The 18,609-nt window shown below is 66.1% G+C and carries 21 protein-coding genes; 4 read left to right on the forward strand and 17 right to left on the reverse strand.

Translation table 11 applies throughout. The annotated features are described in order from the left end of the window. Positions 1-48 precede the first annotated feature (48 nt). The 5 genes from pheS to pyk all read right to left on the reverse strand — a co-directional run bounded on the left by pheS (position 49) and on the right by pyk (position 4,113). Positions 49-1,122, reverse strand: a complete 1,074-nt coding sequence (gene pheS, locus E2K76_RS06510) for a phenylalanine--tRNA ligase subunit alpha (protein WP_449265777.1) — start codon at positions 1,120-1,122, stop codon at positions 49-51. 67 nt (positions 1,123-1,189) lie between these two features. Further along, complete coding sequence (locus tag E2K76_RS06515; RefSeq protein WP_136683479.1) at positions 1,190-1,918, reverse strand: class I SAM-dependent methyltransferase; 729 nt, start codon at positions 1,916-1,918, stop codon at positions 1,190-1,192. 64 nt (positions 1,919-1,982) lie between these two features. After that, a complete protein-coding gene (rplT, locus tag E2K76_RS06520; RefSeq protein ID WP_136683480.1) occupies positions 1,983-2,345 on the reverse strand; it encodes a 50S ribosomal protein L20 in 363 nt (120 codons plus the stop codon). A 12-nt stretch (positions 2,346-2,357) separates the two neighbouring features. After that, the gene (gene rpmI / locus E2K76_RS06525; RefSeq protein ID WP_128254852.1) at positions 2,358-2,558 is read right to left on the reverse strand and encodes a 50S ribosomal protein L35; all 201 of its coding nucleotides are present in this window, start codon (positions 2,556-2,558) and stop codon (positions 2,358-2,360) included. Between the two features lie 109 nt (positions 2,559-2,667). Continuing rightward, the gene (gene pyk, locus E2K76_RS06530; RefSeq protein ID WP_136683481.1) at positions 2,668-4,113 is read right to left on the reverse strand and encodes a pyruvate kinase; all 1,446 of its coding nucleotides are present in this window, start codon (positions 4,111-4,113) and stop codon (positions 2,668-2,670) included. A gap of 155 nt (positions 4,114-4,268) precedes the next feature. Between pyk and E2K76_RS06535 the strand changes: the two genes are divergently transcribed. Beyond that, entirely contained in the window at positions 4,269-4,994 is a 726-nt protein-coding gene (locus E2K76_RS06535) for an N-formylglutamate amidohydrolase (RefSeq protein WP_136683482.1), read from the forward strand. Then, a complete protein-coding gene (locus E2K76_RS06540; RefSeq protein ID WP_136683483.1) occupies positions 4,991-5,227 on the forward strand; it encodes a DUF1244 domain-containing protein in 237 nt (78 codons plus the stop codon). Before E2K76_RS06535 ends, E2K76_RS06540 begins: the two co-directional genes overlap by 4 nt. Here E2K76_RS06540 and E2K76_RS06545 read toward each other — a convergent pair. The 3 genes from E2K76_RS06545 to dgcN are packed head-to-tail and all read right to left on the reverse strand — an operon-like array spanning position 5,224 to position 8,032. Beyond that, positions 5,224-6,069: a D-amino-acid transaminase gene (locus E2K76_RS06545; RefSeq protein ID WP_136683484.1), complete on the reverse strand. Its 846-nt coding sequence runs from the start codon at positions 6,067-6,069 to the stop codon at positions 5,224-5,226. The two genes, E2K76_RS06540 and E2K76_RS06545, sit on opposite strands and share 4 nt — an antisense overlap. Before the next feature lie 2 nt (positions 6,070-6,071). Next, the gene (gene dgcA / locus E2K76_RS06550) at positions 6,072-7,034 is read right to left on the reverse strand and encodes an N-acetyl-D-Glu racemase DgcA (RefSeq protein ID WP_136683485.1); all 963 of its coding nucleotides are present in this window, start codon (positions 7,032-7,034) and stop codon (positions 6,072-6,074) included. Next, positions 7,031-8,032, reverse strand: a complete 1,002-nt coding sequence (gene dgcN, locus E2K76_RS06555) for an N-acetyltransferase DgcN (protein ID WP_136683486.1) — start codon at positions 8,030-8,032, stop codon at positions 7,031-7,033. Before dgcN ends, dgcA begins: the two co-directional genes overlap by 4 nt. 446 nt (positions 8,033-8,478) lie before the next feature. Between dgcN and E2K76_RS06560 the strand changes: the two genes are divergently transcribed. Next, positions 8,479-9,438, forward strand: coding sequence for an acetyl-CoA carboxylase carboxyltransferase subunit alpha (locus E2K76_RS06560; RefSeq protein ID WP_136683487.1), 960 nt, complete (start codon positions 8,479-8,481; stop codon positions 9,436-9,438). Here the strand turns inward: E2K76_RS06560 and E2K76_RS06565 are convergent, their stop codons facing one another. Genes E2K76_RS06565 through E2K76_RS06580 form a run of 4 tightly spaced genes read right to left on the reverse strand, consistent with a single transcriptional unit; the run spans position 9,439 to position 12,330 of the window. After that, positions 9,439-10,044: a pyridoxamine 5'-phosphate oxidase family protein gene (locus E2K76_RS06565; RefSeq protein WP_136683488.1), complete on the reverse strand. Its 606-nt coding sequence runs from the start codon at positions 10,042-10,044 to the stop codon at positions 9,439-9,441. Beyond that, positions 10,041-10,769: a lysophospholipid acyltransferase family protein gene (locus E2K76_RS06570; protein ID WP_136683489.1), complete on the reverse strand. Its 729-nt coding sequence runs from the start codon at positions 10,767-10,769 to the stop codon at positions 10,041-10,043. Before E2K76_RS06570 ends, E2K76_RS06565 begins: the two co-directional genes overlap by 4 nt. Continuing rightward, positions 10,766-11,638: a cell division protein FtsX gene (locus E2K76_RS06575; RefSeq protein ID WP_136683694.1), complete on the reverse strand. Its 873-nt coding sequence runs from the start codon at positions 11,636-11,638 to the stop codon at positions 10,766-10,768. Before E2K76_RS06575 ends, E2K76_RS06570 begins: the two co-directional genes overlap by 4 nt. Positions 11,639-11,658: 20 nt before the next feature. Continuing rightward, on the reverse strand, positions 11,659-12,330 hold the full coding sequence (locus tag E2K76_RS06580) for a cell division ATP-binding protein FtsE (protein ID WP_136683490.1): 672 nt from the start codon (positions 12,328-12,330) through the stop codon (positions 11,659-11,661). A gap of 118 nt (positions 12,331-12,448) precedes the next feature. Here E2K76_RS06580 and E2K76_RS06585 point away from each other — a divergent pair, with 118 nt between their 5' ends. Then, positions 12,449-13,129 (forward strand): zinc-ribbon domain-containing protein, encoded by a 681-nt coding sequence (locus tag E2K76_RS06585; protein ID WP_246032914.1) that lies wholly within the window; start codon positions 12,449-12,451, stop codon positions 13,127-13,129. Positions 13,130-13,181: 52 nt separating this feature from the next. Here the strand turns inward: E2K76_RS06585 and E2K76_RS06590 are convergent, their stop codons facing one another. The 5 genes from E2K76_RS06590 to argH are packed head-to-tail and all read right to left on the reverse strand — an operon-like array spanning position 13,182 to position 18,590. Then, positions 13,182-15,605 (reverse strand): DUF4175 domain-containing protein, encoded by a 2,424-nt coding sequence (locus E2K76_RS06590; RefSeq protein WP_136683491.1) that lies wholly within the window; start codon positions 15,603-15,605, stop codon positions 13,182-13,184. A 13-nt stretch (positions 15,606-15,618) separates the two neighbouring features. Further along, on the reverse strand, positions 15,619-16,884 hold the full coding sequence (lysA, locus tag E2K76_RS06595; protein ID WP_136683492.1) for a diaminopimelate decarboxylase: 1,266 nt from the start codon (positions 16,882-16,884) through the stop codon (positions 15,619-15,621). 9 nt (positions 16,885-16,893) lie between these two features. Continuing rightward, the gene (locus tag E2K76_RS20270; protein WP_169053221.1) at positions 16,894-17,034 is read right to left on the reverse strand and encodes a hypothetical protein; all 141 of its coding nucleotides are present in this window, start codon (positions 17,032-17,034) and stop codon (positions 16,894-16,896) included. 9 nt (positions 17,035-17,043) lie between these two features. Next, complete coding sequence (locus E2K76_RS20275; RefSeq protein ID WP_169053222.1) at positions 17,044-17,193, reverse strand: hypothetical protein; 150 nt, start codon at positions 17,191-17,193, stop codon at positions 17,044-17,046. Beyond that, positions 17,181-18,590, reverse strand: coding sequence for an argininosuccinate lyase (argH, locus tag E2K76_RS06600; RefSeq protein WP_136683493.1), 1,410 nt, complete (start codon positions 18,588-18,590; stop codon positions 17,181-17,183). The genes E2K76_RS20275 and argH overlap by 13 nt, the downstream gene beginning before the upstream one ends. Positions 18,591-18,609: the final 19 nt, after the last annotated feature.

The raw sequence follows: 18,609 nt of genomic DNA on the forward strand, positions 1-18,609 counted from the left end.
CCTTTGGGGTGTAAGCCCACGCTGGACGGGCGATGGCGTCTCGCCTGCTCACCTACTAAGCCCACCCGCCAGATCCGGCATGTCCAGCGCCGCAAATCCGTAATGCCGCAGCCAGCGCAGATCGCTTTCGAAGAAGGCGCGCAGGTCGGGGATGCCGTATTTCAGCATCGCGATGCGGTCGATGCCCATGCCGAAGGCGAAGCCTTGCCATTGGGTGGGGTCGACGCCTGCGGCTTGCAGCACTTTCGGGTGGACCATGCCGGAGCCGAGGATTTCCATCCACGAGTCGCCCTCGCCGATCTTCAGCTGGCCGTTCACCCACGAGCAGCGGATGTCGACCTCGGCCGAAGGCTCGGTGAAGGGGAAATGCGAGGCGCGGAAGCGGAGTTCGACCGAGGGAACCTCGAAGAAGGCGCGGCAGAATTCCTCAAGCACCCATTTCAGGTTCGCCATGCTGATGTCCTTGTCGATGGCGAGGCCCTCGACCTGGTGGAACATTGGCGTGTGGGTCTGGTCCATGTCCATGCGGTAAACGCGGCCCGGCGCGATCACGCGGATCGGAGCGCCGTTCGCCTCCAGCGCGCGGATCTGCACGGGGGAGGTGTGGGTGCGCAGCACGTGGGGCGGGCGGGTGTCGCCTTCCGCGCGATGCATGAAGAAGGTGTCATGCTCCTGCCGCGCGGGGTGTTCCGGCGGGATGTTCAGCGCGTCAAAGTTATACCAGTCGCTTTCGACCTGCGGCCCTTCGGCGACCGAAAAGCCCATATCGGCGAAGATGGCGGTCAGTTCCTCCATCACCTGGCTCACCGGGTGGATCGTGCCGAAACGGCGCGGGCGCGAGGGCAGGGTCACGTCCAGCCATTCCGACCGCAGGCGTTCGTCCAGCGCGGCGTCGGCCAGCGACACCTTGCGGGCGCGCAGGGCGGCGTCCAGCTCGTCCTTCAGGCGGTTCAGGGCGGCGCCGGTGGTCTGACGCTCCTCGGGCGTCATCTTGCCCAGCTCGCGCATCTTCAGGCTGATCTCACCCTTTTTGCCAAGAGCCGACAGGCGGATCTCCTCCAGCGCGGATTCGTCGCCCGCGCCCGTAATGCTTTCAAGGTATTTGCCCCGAAGCGTGTCGATCCCGTCCATTGCGGCCCCCTTGGTCTTTGCCTTGGGACTAGCGGCGCGGGGCCTTTTTTGCAAGGCGTCAGAAGATCGACTTGCGCCCCCGGACCTGAAGCATCTTGCGCGAACAGCGGACCTGCCCGTCCAGCGCGGCGATGGAGATGGGGGCTTCCTTCATGTGCTTCTCGATCACCACCATGGAATCGTAGAAGCGGATGGAGCCGATTTCGGCGGCCAAGGGATGCAGCGGGAAGGCGTCGTCCTGGTCGGTATACCAGCTGTGCATCCGGTCGATCAGATCCTTGGCGAATTCCATGAAGCTGGCCGGTTCCCGAAAGCCGCCGCCAAAGCCGGGCCAGTAGGAGGTGTGCGTATCCTCGACGATATAAAGCCCGCCATCGTTCAGCCGGGGCCAGAGCGCGTTGAAGCTGGTAATCTGCTGGTCCATGTGATGCCCGCCATCGTCAATGATCAGATCGAACGGGCCGCGACGATCTGCCATGCGGGACAGGAAGTCGGGGTCGGACTGGTCGCCGATCTCGACCGTTGTGCCGGGCAGGGCCAGTTGCAGGCAGGCCGGGTCGATGTCGAGGAAGGTCAGGTGCGCCGAAGGGCCGAAATACCCCTTCCACATCGGGATCGACCCGCCCTTGTAGACGCCGATCTCAAGAAACGAGATGTCCTGCCCGCGCAGATGGCCGACCAGCCGAGGATAGATGTCGAGGTAATGTTCCATCTTCAGCATCATGCGATCGCCCGTCCGCGAGGCGAAGTCGCGGAAGTAATTGCTGTTGCCGCCGAATCTGGGCATGTCCCCTCCAATGCAAAAAGCCGCGGATCGCTCCGCGGCTTTCTACTTTAACGGTATCTTCGGCTCAGGCCAGCGCGGTTTTCGCTTGTGCGGCAATCGCGTTGAAGGCTTCCGGCTCGTGCACGGCCAGATCGGCCAGAACCTTGCGGTCCACTTCGATGCCGGCTTTGGCCAGACCGTTGATGAAGCGCGAATAGGTCATTTCGGCATCGAACAGACGGACAGCGGCGTTGATGCGCTGGATCCACAGGGCGCGGAACTGACGCTTGCGGACCTTGCGGTCGCGGGTCGCGTATTGGTTCGCCTTGTCGACGGCCTGCGTCGCGGTGCGGAAGTTGGTCGAGCGGGCGGCGTAGTAGCCTTTCGCTGCCTTGATGACCTTGCGGTGGCGGGCGTGCGTGACGACGCCGGATTTGACGCGGGACATTCTACGCTCTCCTTACCGGTTGTAGGGCATGTATTTCTTGACGATCTTCTCGTCCGAATCGCACAGGATCATGGTCCCCGTGACGTCGCGGATGAATTTCGTCGAGCGTTTGATCATGCCGTGGCGTTTGCCGGCAGGACCGGCCTTGACGCGGCCGGAGGCCGTGAAGCTGAAACGCTTCTTCGCGGCCGATTTGGTCTTCATCTTGGGCATTTTCATCTCCTGTTCAGAGTGTGAACGCGCGCCACGGCAATGCCACATCGGCCGGGCGCGCGGGTATCAGGGGGCGGCGTATAGAGGCGCCGCGCCCTTATGGCAAGACCTATTCGGTTTCCGCCTTGTAGATCAGCTTTTCGTCGCAGGGGGCGACGCGCAGGATGTTCGTCGTGCCGGATTTGTTGAACGGAACGCCGGCGGTGACGACGATCTGTTCCTTTTCGGTCGCGAAGTCGTATTTGCGCGCGGCACGGGCGGCAGCGATGACCGCACCCTTGAAGCGGTCCTGCTCCTCGGTGATGACGCAGTGGGTGCCCCAGGTCAGGCACAGGCGGCGCGCCGTGTCCATCAGCGGGGTCAGCGCCAGAATCGGCACACGGGGCCGTTCGCGCGCCACGAGCGAAACGGTCGTCCCGGTCTGCGAGAAGCAGCAGATCGCGCGGACGGGCGTGGTTTCCGCAATCTCGCGCGCGGCGGCCACGATGGCGTCGGCGACGGTCTGGCGTTTCGCGGTCCGGCTCGCCTCGATCACGTCGCGATAGGTGCGGTCGCTTTCGACCGAGATGGCGACGTTGTTCATCGTCGTCACCGCCTCGATCGGATATTGGCCCGCTGCCGATTCCGCGGAAAGCATCACCGCATCCGCGCCTTCATAGATGGCGGTCGCGACGTCGGACACCTCGGCCCGGGTGGGGACGGGCGATTCGATCATCGATTCCAGCATCTGCGTCGCGACGATCACGGGCTTGGCCGCTGCGCGCGCACCGCGGATCAGGCGTTTCTGGATCGGCGGCACGGCATGGACCGGCAGTTCCACGCCCAGATCGCCCCGCGCGACCATGATCCCGTCCGACACGTCAAGAATGGCGTCATAGGCATGGACGGCAGCGGGTTTTTCGATCTTGGACAGGATGGCGGCCCGGCCCTTGGCCAGATCGCGTGCCTCGATCACATCCTCGGGGCGCTGGACGAAGGACAAGGCCAGCCAGTCGCAGCCCAGATCGCAGATGAATTCCAGATCCTTGCGGTCCTTGGCCGACAGCGCGGCCAGCGGCAGCACCACGTCGGGCACGTTCACGCCCTTGCGGTTCGAAATCGTCCCGCCCACCGTCACGGTGCAATTGGCGAAATCGGGGCCGCAATCGTCCACCAGCAGGCGGATCTTGCCATCGTTGACCAGCAGGGTCGAACCCGGCTCCAGCGCCGCGAAAATCTCGGGGTGGGGCAGGTTCACGCGGGTGGCGTCGCCCGGCGCGTCGGACAGGTCCATGCGGAACTTCGTGCCGATGTCCAGCTCCTCGGACCCGTTGGCGAAGGTGCCGACGCGCAGTTTCGGCCCCTGAAGGTCGGCAAGAATGCCGATGGGGCGGCCGGTATCGGCCTCGATCTTGCGGATGATCTCGTGCCGCGCACGGATGTCGTCATGGCTGCCATGGCTCATGTTCAGCCGGAACACATCGGCGCCAGCCTCGAACAGGGCGCGGATGGTCTCATAGCTGCTGGAAGCCGGGCCGAGCGTGGCCACGATCTTGACGTTGCGAAGGCGTCTCATCTGCTTCTCCGTATGCTTCGGCTGGGGTTATCGCCCATCGGATGATGCCCGGCAACCGTGATGTTAGCGTAAACATCCGTGATCGCCGCGCAACTGGCGCTTCCCGTCTCGGGGGCATATACCCCCAATGGCACCGTAATGCGACAGGAGAGGACGTGGACGCCTATCGGATCATCGGAGAAGAAAAATCGTCGCGGTTCCTGATCACCTGCGATCACGCCACCAACCGCGTCCCGCCCGAAATCGGCAGTCTGGGCATCGCGGCTGCCGACATGGCCCGCCACATCGCCTATGACGTGGGCGCGGCGGGGCTGGCGGCGGCGCTGGCCGATGCCTTGGGCGCGACGGCGGTGATGTCGGATTTCTCGCGTCTGGTGATCGACCCGAACCGGGGCGAGGATGACCCGACGCTGGTGATGCGCCTGTATGACGGCACGATCATTCCCGCCAACCGCCATGTCGATGCCACCGAGGTCGAGCGGCGGCTGACGACGCTCTACCGCCCCTATCACGATGCGCTGGAACGGCTGGCGGCGCGGCGCGAGGATACGGTGATCGTGTCGATCCACAGCTTCACGCCGCGTCTGTTGAACCGCCCGCCGCGCCCTTGGCATGTGGGCGTGCTGCATTCGCATCTGGATTCGCGGTTCTCGCGCGCGCTGATCCGGCGGTTGGAGGCCGAGGCGGATCTGTGCATCGGCGACAACGAGCCTTATGATGGGCACCTGCCGGGAGACGCCATCGACCAGCACGCCTTGCAGAAGGGGCGGCACAATACGCTGATCGAGCTGCGCAACGATCTGATCGGAACGGCGGCGGAGCAGGCGCATTGGGCGCATCGCCTTGCGCCGATCCTGACCGCCACGCTGGAGGACATATGAACGAGATCGAACTTGAAGCCGCCGCCTTCCGCCGTCTGCGCGACCATCTGCGCGACCGGACGGATGTGCAGAACATCGACCTGATGGAGCTTGCGGGCTTTTGCCGCAACTGCCTGTCGAAATGGTATCAGGAAGCCGCGAACGAGCGCGGCATCCCGATGGAGAAGGAAGAAGCGCGCACCATCGTCTATGGGATGCCCTATGACGAATGGAAGGCGCGCTTTCAGCGTTAGATCGCGGCTTTGCGCGATTCCTCGATGTAGATTTCGCGCAGGCGGGTGGCCACCGGGCCGCCCGGCAACGCCACACCGTCGATCTCCGCAACCGGGGTCACGAAGGTCGATGCGCCGGTGATGAAGGCCTCGTCCGCCTTCTGCGCTTCTTCGATGGTGAAGGCGCGTTCCTCGATCACCATCTGCGCTTCGGCCGCGTATTTGAACAGCGTGGCGCGGGTGATGCCGTGCAGGATCTCGTTCGACAGGGGGCGGGTGATGATCCGGCCGTCCTTGACGATATAGGCGTTGTTCGCGGTGCCTTCGGTCACCAGACCGTCCATCACGAACCACGCATCATCGACGCCCGCCTTCTTGGCCGCCATCTTGGCCATCGACGGGTAAAGCAGCTGCACCGTCTTGATGTCGCGGCGGCCCCAGCGGATGTCGTCGATGGAGATCACGCGGATCGGTGCCTTCGGTGCGGCAAGCTCCGGCACCGATTGCGTGAACAGCACGATGGTCGAGGGGACGGTCGCCGCATCGGGGAAATAGAAGCTGCGATCCCCGGCGCTTCCACGGGTGATCTGAAGATAGACCATGCCGTTCTGGACGCCGTTCTCGCGGACCAGTTCGCGGTGAACCTCCAGCAGATCCTCTTTCGTCAGCGGGTTCGCCATGTCCAGTTCCGCCAGCGACCGTTCCAGGCGCGCCTCGTGGCCGGCATAGTCCAGAAGCTTGCCGTCCAGCACGGACGTGACCTCATAGACGCCGTCGGCCATCAGAAAGCCCCGGTCGAAGATCGAGACTTTGGCTTCGGTTTCCGGCAAATATTCGCCGTTCACATAGACGGTGCGCGTCATGGTCATCCCCAGAGGCTTGCGGTTGGCGGGTGCACGCCCGCCGCGTCGAAGACCAGCGGGTCATCGCGGTCTTCTGCCAGAAGCAGCGGCCCGTCAAGGTCGGTGTAGCCCGCGCCCTGCGCCAAGATCACCGCAGGGGCCATCGCCAGCGACGATCCGACCATGCAGCCGACCATCAGCCCATGGCCCTCGGCCAGCGCCGCGTCTTTCAGGCGCAGCGCCTCGGTCAACCCGCCGGTCTTGTCCAGCTTGATGTTCACGAAGTCGTATTTGCCGCGCAGCCCCGGCAGGCTGTGGCTGTCATGGCAGCTTTCGTCCGCGCAGACGGGCAGGGGGCGGGCGATTTCCGCCAGCATGTCGTCGCTGCCCGCCGGAAGCGGCTGTTCCACCAGCGCGACGCCCAGACGGATCAGATGCGGCGCAAGGTCGGAATAGACTTCGGCCGTCCAGCCTTCGTTCGCATCGACGATGATCTTGGTGGACGGCGCGCCGGAACGCACCGCCTCCAGCCGCGCCATGTCGTCGGGCGTGCCCAGCTTGATCTTCAGCAGGGGGCGGTGCGCATTCTTCGCCGCCGCAGCCCGCATGTTGTCCGGCGTGTCCAGCGACAGGGTATAAGCGGTGATCTCCGGCTTGGGCTTGGGCAGGTCCAGAAGATCCCAGACCCGCTTGCCCGCCGCCTTCGCCTCCAGGTCCCACAGCGCGCAATCGACGGCGTTGCGGGCCGCCCCCGCGGGCAGCAGCGATTGCAGATCCGCCCGCGTCACGTTGTCCGGCAGCGTGGCGATCTGGGCCGTCACGCTGTCCAGCGTTTCGTCATAGCGGGCATAGGGGACGCATTCGCCGCGCCCCACCAGCCCACCGCATTCGACCCGAACGGTCAGCACCTTCGCCTCGGTCCGCGATCCGCGGCTGATGGTGAAGACCTGTGCCAGACGGAACGTGTCGGGGGTAACGGTGATCATAGCTTCTCCAGCGCATCGACGAGCTTGCCCGCGCCGAAGCGGAAGGGGTCGGTCGCAGGCAGACCCAGTCTCGTTTCCACGTCGGCGAGATAGGCCTTCGCCTCATCCTCGGCCATGTGCTGGGTGTTGATGGCATAGCCGACCGCGACGCAGGCCGGGTTCGCCACGCGCGCCAGCAGCAGCGCCGTGTCTCGCACCTGCTCCAGCGAGGGCAGGGTGTAATCCGGCAGGCCGCGCATATGCGGGCGGGTCGGCTCGTGACAGATGACCAGCGCGTCCGGCTGCCCGCCATGCACCAGCGCCAGCGTGACGCCGGAATAGGAGACGTGGAACAGCGAGCCTTGCCCCTCGATCAGGTCCCAGTGGTCGGGATCGTTGTCCGGCGTCAGGTATTCCACCGACCCGGCCATGAAATCCGCGATCACCGCATCCAGCGGCACGCCGCCCCCCGTGATCAGGATGCCGGTCTGGCCCGTCGCGCGGAAGCTGGCCTTCAGCCCGCGCGCGCGCATCTCCTTTTCGACACACAGCGCGGTATACATCTTGCCGACCGAGCAGTCCGTGCCGACCGCCAGCATCCGCTTGCCCGTGCGCTTCTTGCCGTTCGCGATGGGATATTCGACCGACGGCACGCGCACGTCATGCAGGGTGCGGCCGTTCGCCTCGGCGGCGGCGACCAGCTCCTGCTCGTCCCGCAGCAGGTTGTGCAGGCCGGATGCGAGGTCCAGCCCCTGCTCCAGCGCCTCGACCAGCACCTTCTTCCAAGCGGGGCTGATGACGCCGCCGCGGTTGGCAACGCCGATCACCAGCGTTTTGACGCCAGCGGCCTTCGCCTCGGCAATCGTCATGTCGGGCAGGCCCATATCGGCGCGGCAGCCGTCCATGCGGAATTGCCCGACGGCGAATTCCGGGCGCCAGTCCTTGATTCCCTGCGCAACCTTGGCGGCAAGCGCGTCGGGCGCATCGCCCAAAAATAGCAGATACGGGGTTTGGATCATGGGGAGGGTCCTTTCGCTCTTCCCTCGACACTAGCCGTGACGCGACGGAATTCCTGCGCGAATGCGGTCGTTCAGAACGGATTTTCTGCAAGCAACTGGACAATTCGCCCCAAGCGAAAGAAGAATCTTCGACGATGATGTAAGGATGCGATGTCTTCGTGCGTCACGATGGATGGATGTCGAAGATTCGTCTGTGCGTAAGGTCTATGACAGAACTGTGAAGACTCGTTGACAAACCGCCACCAAAACAGGCAACGTTGAGTCGCGACGGCATCGGCACCCGTCGAACCCTTTACCCGGTCGCGATAGGCGGGGAGGCCATCGTGGCAAAGGGGAGGACGCGCGCCCCGAGGTACGCCTCGGGGCGTTGCTGTTTCTGGCGGCCCGGTTGCAATGACGGCTGCGGGAAGGCATATAGCCGGAACATTCCATCAGGGACGCGCGCCATGAATTACCTTGAGTTCGAAAAGCCCCTCGCCGAAATCGAAGGCAAGGCAGAGGAGCTGCGCGCGCTGGCCCGCGCCAATTCCGAGATGGACGTCGAAAAGGAAGCCGCCGCGCTGGACCGCAAGGCGGAGACGATGCTGCGCGATCTTTACAAGGATCTGTCGGCCTGGCGGAAGACGCAGGTCGCCCGCCATCCCGAACGCCCGCATTGCAAGGACTACATCGAGCAGTTGTTCACCGAGTTCACGCCGCTGGCGGGGGACCGGAACTTTGCCGACGATCATGCGGTCATGGGCGGCATCGCGCGGTTCGACGGGCGGCCCGTCGTGGTGATCGGCCATGAAAAGGGCCACGACACCAAAAGCCGGATCGACCGCAACTTCGGCATGGCCCGCCCCGAGGGATACCGCAAGGCGATCCGCCTGATGGACATGGCGGACCGTTTCGGCCTGCCGGTTATCACGCTGATCGACACGCCCGGCGCCTATCCCGGCAAGGGGGCCGAGGAACGCGGCCAGTCCGAGGCCATCGCGCGTTCGACCCAGAAATGCCTTGAGATCGGCGTGCCGGTCATCGCCACCGTCATCGGCGAGGGCGGATCGGGTGGGGCGGTCGCCTTCGCCGCCGCCAACCGCGTGGCGATGCTGGAACATTCGGTCTATTCCGTCATCTCGCCCGAGGGCTGCGCGTCGATCCTGTGGAAAGACGCGGAAAAGATGCGCGAAGCCGCCGAGGCGCTGCGCCTGACCGCGCAGGACCTGCAAAAGCTGGGCGTGATCGACCGCATCATCAAGGAACCCACCGGCGGCGCCCAGCGCGCGCCGTCCGAAGCCATCGACGCGGTCGGCAAGGCGATCGAGACGATGCTGAAGGAGCTTTCGGGCAAGAAGCCCGAGGCGCTGGTCAAGGACCGCCGTCAGAAGTTCCTCGACATGGGGACCAAGGGCCTGGCGGCCTGATCACCACATGGTGCGGGCGGCACGCGCCGCCCATTCCGCGTCATAGGTGGCCCCATCGAAGGTGCCGCCCGTCGCGTCCCTCATCATGTCACCTACGGTGGGGAGGCCCGCCGACTGGTCCTCGCCCGCCCATAGCCCCGACCGCATCATCGCCCGCGCGCATTGGGAATAGACCTCTCGGATGCGGAAGACGATGACCGAGCGGGGCAGCAGCCCGTTATGCGAGAAACTTTCCCGCAGCGCATCGTCGGTCGTCACCACCGCATCGGCATTCACCCGCATCGCGTTGTTCGATCCCGGCACCATGAACATCAGGCTGCACCGCCCGTCGCGCACGATGTTGCGCAGACTGTCGATGCGGTCGTTGCCCTTCCAGTCGGGCATGGCCAGCGTTTCCGGGTCCAGTATCCGCACCACCGGGCCATCGTCGCCACGGGGTGATCCGTCGGTTCCCTCCGGCCCGACGGTGATCAGGATGCAGAAGCGGCTGCGTTCGATCCATGCGGCATAGGCGGGGGTCAACCGGGCGGTGACCTTTTCCGTCGCCGCCTTGCCGGGGGTGCCATAGACGGCATGCAATTCGTCCAGCGTGTCGATCTTCTTCATCGTGCCTCTGCTATCAGGCGGTCGGATGCGGTCTCGATGCTGCGCTCCAGCCGCTCCATGAAGATATCCTGCGGCAGCCCGGGCTCGATGGGGGGCAGGAATTCGACAACGGCGGTTCCGGGCTTGCGATAGATGCCGTGACGCGGCCAGAACAGGCCCACATTCGCGGCGACCGGCACGCAGGTGCCGCCCATCTGCGCATAAAGCAGCGCCGCGCCGACCTTGTAGGGCAGCTTGGCCCCCGGCGCGACGCGCGTGCCCTGCGGATAGATCACGAGCTGCCCCGGACGTTCGGCGCCTTCGCGCACGCGGTCCATCATGCGCTTGATCGCCTCGCCCCGTTTGCCGCGGGAAACGGGAACGCAGCCGACGCGCAGCGCATACCAGCCAAGGATCGGGGCATAGACGAGTTCCTGCTTCATGATGAAACGCGGCTGTTCCATCGCGCCGAAGATCAGAAGGATGTCGAGGAAGCTTTGATGTTTCGCAGGAACCAGCGCCGCGCCGGTCGGTGGCGTGCCGCGCACCTCGGTCCGCAGCCCGCAGATCACCCGCAGGGAAAAGCGCACCCAGCGGCAGAAGTTCTGGCAGGCCGCCATCGCCGCCTCGCGCCGGACAATCGCGATGGGCGCAAAGACCACGGCCAGAACCGCCATCGCCAGATACATCTGGAGGATGAAGACCAGCGACAGCAGCCATTGCAGCGGGTGAATCCGGCGGATCATCGCATCGTCCCCAGTTTGGCAAAAGCCGTGGCCCGCGTCGCGGCAAAGGCGATGGCGGCAGACAGCAGCGGCAGCGTCCAAGCCCAGAGCCAGCCGAAGCCTTCGAAGCCAAGGCCGGTCAGGAAACCGGCCGCATCCCCGCCCGACGGCATCAGCCACAGCACCACCAGCCCCGCCAGCGTTCCCGCCGCCGCGCCCGACAGCGCACGCAGCGTGAACCGCCGCACGAAGGCCCGCGCGATATAGGTGTCGCGCGCCCCGATCTGGCGCAGCACCCGGATCACCTGATCGTTGGACGCCAGCGACGCCTTTGCAGCAAGCGAGATCACAGCCCCCGTCGCGGCCAATATCAGCACCACCGCGCCAAGGCCCAGCGCCTGAAGCCGCCCCGCGGCGATGGCCAGCGGACGCCGCCAGCGGTCGTGATCGTCAAGGATCGCGCCCGGAGCCTCGGCAGCCAGTCTTTGGCGCAACCCTTCGGAATCGTAACCCTCGCCTTCCTCTGTCAACTCGATCAGGCGGGGGATGGGCAATTCATCCAGCGGCAGGTCCGGGCCGAACCAAGGGGCTAGCAACGCGCGCTGTTCGTCATCCGTCAACGCCCGCGCCTCGGCGATGCCGGGGGTCGTCGTCAGCAGGGCCAGCACCGCCTCGGTCTGGACCTGCATCTGATCCTCGGGGGCCGAGATGCGGATGGTCGCCGTGCGGGCCAGCGCATCCTCCCACCGATCAGCCAGCCGCCCCGCCGCCATCGACAGGGCCAGCGCAAAGACGGCCAGAAACGCCATGACACCGGCGGTGAACTGCGTCAGCCATGCCGTGTGCCCGGTCGGCGGGACCACGCGGTCGGCGGCGGGGTCGGGCGTCATGTCGGCAAGGATGGACCGGATCACAGGTCGGCCCCCGCAAGCTGCACACGCCGATCCTTGATCCGCAGCACCCGCGCCGCGACCTGGCTTTTCGCCGTGCGGATCAGGTTCATGTCATGGGTGGCGATGACGATGGTCTTGCCCATCCGGTTCAGCTCCACCAGCAGGGTCAGCAGCCGCACCGACATCTCCCAATCGAGGTTCCCTGTCGGCTCGTCCGCCAGCAGCACGTCCGGCGACATGATGACCGCGCGGGCGACGGCGGCGCGCTGACGCTCGCCCCCCGACAGTTCAGGCGGCATCGCCCCGGCCAGATGCGACAGCCCGACCCATGCCAGCAGGTCTTTCAGATCCTCCGCCGACGTCTCGCGCCGCGTGACCGCCAGTGGCAGCGTCACATTGGTTGCGACCGGCAGATGGTCCAGAAACTGGCAATCCTGATGCACGACCCCGATCCGCCGCCGCACCCGCGCCACGTCGTCGCGCGACAGCCCCCGCGCGTCGCGGTCGAAGATGCTGATCTGCCCCGCCGTCGGCAAGAGCTCGGCATAGCACAGTTTCAGCAGCGTCGATTTTCCCGACCCCGACGGCCCGGTCAGGAAATGGAACGAGCCCGGCGCCAGCGACAGGCTGACATCGGACAGAAGCTCCCCCCCGCCATAGCTGTAGGCCACGTTGTCAAAGGCAATCACCGGGCTCTCCCGCACGCGTTTCGGTTGCACTCTTGCCGCAGGGGCGTCGTGCTTGCAACGGCTTGGATAGCATGGTCTTCGTTGCTAAGAACATCGCAAACCACAAGGGACGGGAACGATGCGGCTGAATTGCCCGGGATGTGGCGCGCAATACGAAGTCGATGAAAGCGCCGTCCCCGAGGAAGGGCGCGACGTCCAGTGTTCCGCCTGCGGCCATGGCTGGTTCCAGTATCCGCCGATCACGGCCCGCCCCTTCGGCGCGCCCGAACCCTTCGTGGAACGCCGCGCGCCCGATCCGGAACCGAAGCCCGATCCGATGCCGGAGCCGAAGCTGGAACCCGCCCGCCCGCCCGCGCTGAATGACATACGCGCCTTTCTGCGGCAGGAGGCCGAACGCGAGACGGCCGAGCGTCGCAAGGAGGGTATCGCCGCGCCAAAGCCGCCGGTGCAAGCGCCCGAGACTCGATCTGCGGAGCCGCCCCCCCCCGCGGCCCGCAAGCCGGTCCCGCCGGGCGGTGCCCGCCAGGTTGCCAGACCTTCCGAACAGCTGGGGGCCGAGCCCGACGTTGCGGCCTCGCTGCGCCCCGCCCCAAGCGCGAAGGGCGGCTTCGGGCTGGGTTTCTTCGCCACGATCGTGCTGTTCCTGCTGGTCGCCGGCATCTACGTCTCCGCCCCGCGTCTGGCCGATGCGCTGCCCGAGCTGCGCGATCCTCTGGCGCAATACGTCTCCTTCGTGGATGCCGGACGGCAGAAGCTGGCGGATTTCGCAAGACAGGTCAGCGCCGCCCTTCGCTCCTGATCCGCGGCAGCCGCCGCGAGCGGGGGCTCGATGCCCCCCGAGCGGCGTTCCCTCAGAACAGATCCAGCAGGCGGCGCAGGTAATCCAACTCGCCCGAGGGGCGCTGCTGTTCCCCCGACCGGCGGCGGATCTCGTCCAGCAGCTCCTCGGCCCGGCGATAGATGTCTTCGCCCTGCAGCATGTTGCGGTCCGATCCGATGCGGCCCGACTCCCCCGGCTCGCGGCCCAGCGGGTCGCGCTGGCCCTCGGGGTTCGCCTGCCCGAACTGCTCGCCATTCGGCTGTCCGCCGGGGCCTTGCTGGCCCTGTTCCTCGGCCATTGCCTCGCCGAAGTTGCGCATTCCCTCGCGCATCGCGTCCATCGCCTCGGCCTGCTTGTCCAGCGCGCCGGACAGATCGCCGTCCCGCAGCGCGCGCTCGGCTTCCTCCATCGCGCGGCCCGCCCGGTCAAGCTGGCGCTGACCCTCGGCACCCTTCTCGGAGCCTTGGCCCGGCAGCCCGTCCAGCCCGTTCAGCTTGTCCTGCAATTCCCGCTGGCGCTGCGCCAGACCTTCGCCGCCCTGACCGTCGCCGCGTTGCAGGTTGTCGAAGCTTTCGTCAGACAGTCCCTGCTGGCCGCGCAGCGTATCCTGCAGATCGCGCATCGCCTGCTGCCCCGGACCGCCCGACCCACCCGGCCCCTGCGTCACCTGCAGGTTCTCCATCAGCTGGCGCATCATCTCCATCAGCTCGGCGGCCTCGGCCATCTTGCCTTCTTCCATCAGCTTCTGAAGCTGGTCCATCATGTCCTGAAGCTGCTGGCCGGACAGCTGCATCTGCTGGCCTTCCTGCGTCTGTTGCTGGTCGGGATTGCGCTGCGCCTGTTCGGCAAGCTCGCGGATATAATTGTCCGTCGCCTCGCGCAACTCCTGCATCAGCTCCTCGATCTCGGACGGGTCTGCCCCGTTTCGGATCGCTTCGTCCAGACGGTCTTGCGCACGGCGCATCTGCTCCATCGCCGATGCCAGATCGCCTTCCTCCACCAGCAGGGCGATATCCCAAAGCTGAGCTGCGATCTCGTCGCGCTTCTCCCCCGCCAGCGTGTCGCGGTTCGCGGCCAGATCGCGCATCAGCACCCGCAGACGCAAGAAGGCGCGTTCGTTGCGGAACAGCCCTTCGGGGCGGTGGGTCAGGGCTTTCAGCACCTGATCCGTCCGCGCGGCATTCCCGGCGGTCCACAAAAGGTCGCGCCGCATCTCGATCAACGCCGCCGCCAGTGGGTCGAAGAACCGCCGGCCGGGCAGGGTCACGTGCATCGGTTCGGACGCGCCGGTCTGGCCCGCGCCGTCGGTCGCGCTCAGGCTGATGGTGACGGGCAGGTTGGCGAAGGGGTGCTGCGATAGGTCTTCGACCAGCAATTCGGAGAATTCTGTCCGGCTGCCGGTGATCGGCAGCGGCAGGTCCAGAACGATCGTTTCGCGCGGTTCGGGATCGGCGGCAAGGCCGAAGCGGCGGTCCACGGCAGGCAGGTCCAGCGCGATTTCGGCCCGCGCGGCGGTGACGCCGTAATCGTCGCCCGCCTCGAAGGGCAGGCGCATCTCTCCGTTCGGCTCGCGCTGCAATTCGGCGGTCGATCCGATGGTGGGGGCTGCGTCGGGCGTGGCGATGATCTGCCATTCCTGCCCGCCCGCGCCGTTGATCGACAAGCTGCCCGAGCGGTTGATCTGAAATTCCTGCTGCGGCTCGGACGCTGTGGGCGCTTCGGTCCGGGCCGACACGGTTTCGGCCACGGTCAGATCGCCCACTTCGCCATACAGCCGGATCTGGACGCGGCTGCCGACCGGGGCGGGGAAGGAGGCCGCCGTGATGTCGTTCAGGTAAAGCGACGGCTTGCCGGTATGGGCGGGGGGCTGGACCCACGCCTCCCATGTCGGGCCGGTCGCGACCTGTGCGCCGCCCATCGGCGTTCCCGTGATCGAAGTGACCCGCCAGAGCGAGCCGAAGATCAGCGCCACCACCAGCGCCGTCAGCGCCAGATAGCGCAGTGCGAACGGATCGCGCGAGGCCAGTTGCAGATCGGGCCGCACCGCCTTTGCCGCCGTCGCGCGTTCCGCCATGCGCTGCCGATGCGCGGCCCAGACCGCCTGCGATGCCGGGTCGGTCACGCCGATGGCCTGCGTATCGCTCAGTGCAGAGATCGGGCGGCCGGGCAGGGCGGCATCCAGCCGCGCCAGCGCATCCGCGCGGCGCGGTCTGCGGAACTGCCGCACACCCCAGACCAGCGCAACGCCCCCGCCCAGCGCGGTCAGCACGAGCCATGCCCACAGCGCCTCCAGCGGCATCCGGTCCTGAAGCCCGAAGGCCAGCACCGCCAATGTCGCCATCGCCAGCGTGATCAGCGGCCAGAAGGCGCGCAGAAGCCTTTCGGCCCAAAGCCCGCCCAGCGTGAGCCTGATCGGCCAGGCCAGTCGGCGCAGCGTCTGATCGCTTTCGGTCATTCCACCTGCGGGGTTAGAGCCACTCCGGTATCGTATCGCGTGCGAGGATTTCGTCAAATGTCGGTCGCGCCCGAATGACGGCATAGTGATCGCCGTTCACCAGCACCTCGGGCACCAGCGGGCGGGTGTTGTATTCGCTGGCCATCACCGCGCCATAAGCCCCGGCGGACCGAAAGGCGACCAGATCCCCTTCGGCCAGTTTCGGCAGGGGGCGGGCCTTGGCGAAGGTGTCGCCCGTCTCGCAGACCGGGCCGACCACGTCGTATTCCTGCTTTTCGGCGGCAGGGGCGGGTTCCTCAACCGGAACGATGTCATGCCACGCGCCATACATGGACGGGCGGACCAGATCGTTCATCGCCGCGTCGAGGATCAGGAAATCCCGTCCCTCGCCGTTCTTGACGTAGATCACGCCCGAGACCAGCACGCCGGAGTTGCCCGAGATCAGGCGGCCCGGCTCGATCTCGATCTCGCAGCCCAGGTCCCCGACCGTGCGCTTGATCAGCGCGCCGTATTCGACCGGCAGGGGCGGCGCCTCGTTCGAGCGTTGGTAGGGGATGCCCAGCCCGCCGCCCAGATCCAGACGGCGGATGTCGTGCCCTTCGGCCCGCAGGCGGCGCGTCAGGTCCGCGACCTTCAGATAGGCTTGCTCGAACGGCTCCAGCTCGGTCAGTTGCGATCCGATATGGACGTCGATGCCCACGACCTCGATCCCCGGCAGGCGGGCGGCTTCGGCATAGACCTCGGAGGCGCGGGCGATCGGGATGCCGAACTTGTTTTCCTTCTTGCCCGTCGCGATCTTTTCATGCGTGCGGGCATCCACATCCGGGTTCACCCGGATGGTGATCGGGGCAGTCACGCCCATCGCCGTCGCAACCTCGGAGATCGCGCGCATCTCGGGCTCGGATTCCACGTTGAACTGGCGGATGCCGCCTTCCAGCACCAGACGCATCTCCTCGCGCGTCTTGCCGACGCCGGAAAACACGATGCGCTCGCCCGGAACGCCCGCGGCTTTCGCCCGCAGGTATTCGCCGCCCGAAACCACGTCCATCCCCGCGCCCAGATTGCCAAGCGTCTTCAGCACAGCCACGTTCGACAGCGACTTGATCGCAAAGCACACCAGATGCGGCATGGGCGACAGCGCCTCGGTGAACAGCTGGTAGTGACGGGTCAGCGTGGCGGTGGAATAGCAATAGAAGGGCGTGCCGACGGTGCGCGCGATGTCGGCCAGCGCCACATCCTCGGCATGCAGCGTGCCGGAACGGTAGAGGAAATGGTCCATGGATCGGCCCTAGCGGTTGATGTCCAGCTGCGCGCTGGTGGGGAAGTTCGGCTTGCTGCCGTTCGGTGCGGTCGGCGTGCCGTCCACGCCGCAGGCGGACAGGGCGAAGGCAAGGCACAGAAGGCAGGCAAGGATCAGGGAATGCTTCATGGGTGTTCCTCAGGGGCCGACCGCGACGCCGACACCGCCGACGCGGCCGCTGACGGAAGGATAGACGCCGACGCCGCCCGGCCCGATGCTGATCCCGGTGTTCAGATACGGGCCGGACTGGCACCCGGCCAGAAGGGCGACGAGGATCAGGATTCGCATCCCAGCTTCTCCTTCCAGCGGGCGATCTGCGCGCGGACCTGATCCGGCGCGGTGCCCCCATAGGACATACGGCTGCGGACCGAGTTTTCCACGCCCAGCACTTCGAACACATCGGCGCGGATGCCCGCATGGACGGCCTGCATATCCTCCAGCGTCAGGTCGGGCAGATCGCAGCGTTTGGATTCCGCCAGCGCGACCAGCGTGCCGGTCACGTGATGCGCATCGCGGAACGGCAGGCCAAGCTCGCGCACCAGCCAGTCGGCAAGGTCGGTCGCGGTTGAAAAGCCCGAGGCGGCGGCTTTGCGCAGTTCTTCGGTATTAGCCTGCATGTCGCCCACCATTCCCGTCATCGCGGCAAGGCACAGCATCAGCGTATCGGCGGCGTCGAAGACCTGCTCCTTGTCCTCCTGCATGTCCTTGGAATAGGTCAGCGGCAGACCCTTCATCACCGTGAACAGGGCCACCGCCGCGCCAAGGATGCGGCCGATCTTGGCGCGCAGCAGTTCGGCCGCATCGGGGTTCTTCTTCTGCGGCATGATGGACGATCCGGTCGTCCAACGATCCGAAAGCCGCACGAAGCGGAACTGAGCCGACGACCAGATCACCAGTTCTTCGGCAAAGCGCGACAGGTGCATCGCGCAGATGGCCGAGGCCGACAGGAATTCGAGCGCGAAATCGCGGTCGGCGGTGCTATCGAGGCTGTTCGCCGTGGGGCGATCGAAGCCCAAGGCGGCGGCGGTGGCGTGGCGGTCGATGGGGAAACTGGTCCCGGCCAATGCCGCAGCCCCCAGCGGACATTCGTTCATCCGGGCGCGCGCGTCGCGAAAGCGGGAGAGGTCGCGGCCCAGCATTTCCACATAGGCCATCATGTGATGGCCCCATGTCACCGGCTGCGCGGTTTGCAGATGGGTGAAGCCCGGCATGACCCAGTCGGCCCCGGCTTCGGCCTGCGACACGAACGCGCGGATCAGCGCGTCGATCCCGGCGATGGCGGCGTCGCACTGGTCGCGCACCCAAAGGCGGAAATCGACCGCGACCTGATCGTTGCGCGACCGCGCCGTATGCAGGCGGCCTGCGGGTTCGCCGATGATTTCCTTCAGGCGGGATTCCACGTTCATGTGGATGTCTTCCAGATCCTCACGGAACGGGAACGCGCCTGTTTCAATCTCTGACAACACCGTGAGGAGGCCTTCCCCGATCGCCGCCGCATCGTTATCCGTGATGATACCCTGCGCGGCAAGCATCGCCGCATGGGCCCGCGATCCGGCGATGTCCTGTGCATACAGCCGCTTGTCGAACCCGATCGAGGCGTTGATCGCCACCATGATCGCGTCCGGTCCGGCGGCGAAACGTCCGCCCCACATGGCGTTGGCAGAGGTCTTGTCGGATGCGGTCATGCTGGTTGCCTTCGGAGGG

The sequence above is a fragment of the Falsirhodobacter xinxiangensis genome (assembly GCF_004959935.1).
Classification (GTDB): Bacteria; Pseudomonadota; Alphaproteobacteria; order Rhodobacterales; family Rhodobacteraceae; genus Falsirhodobacter; species Falsirhodobacter xinxiangensis.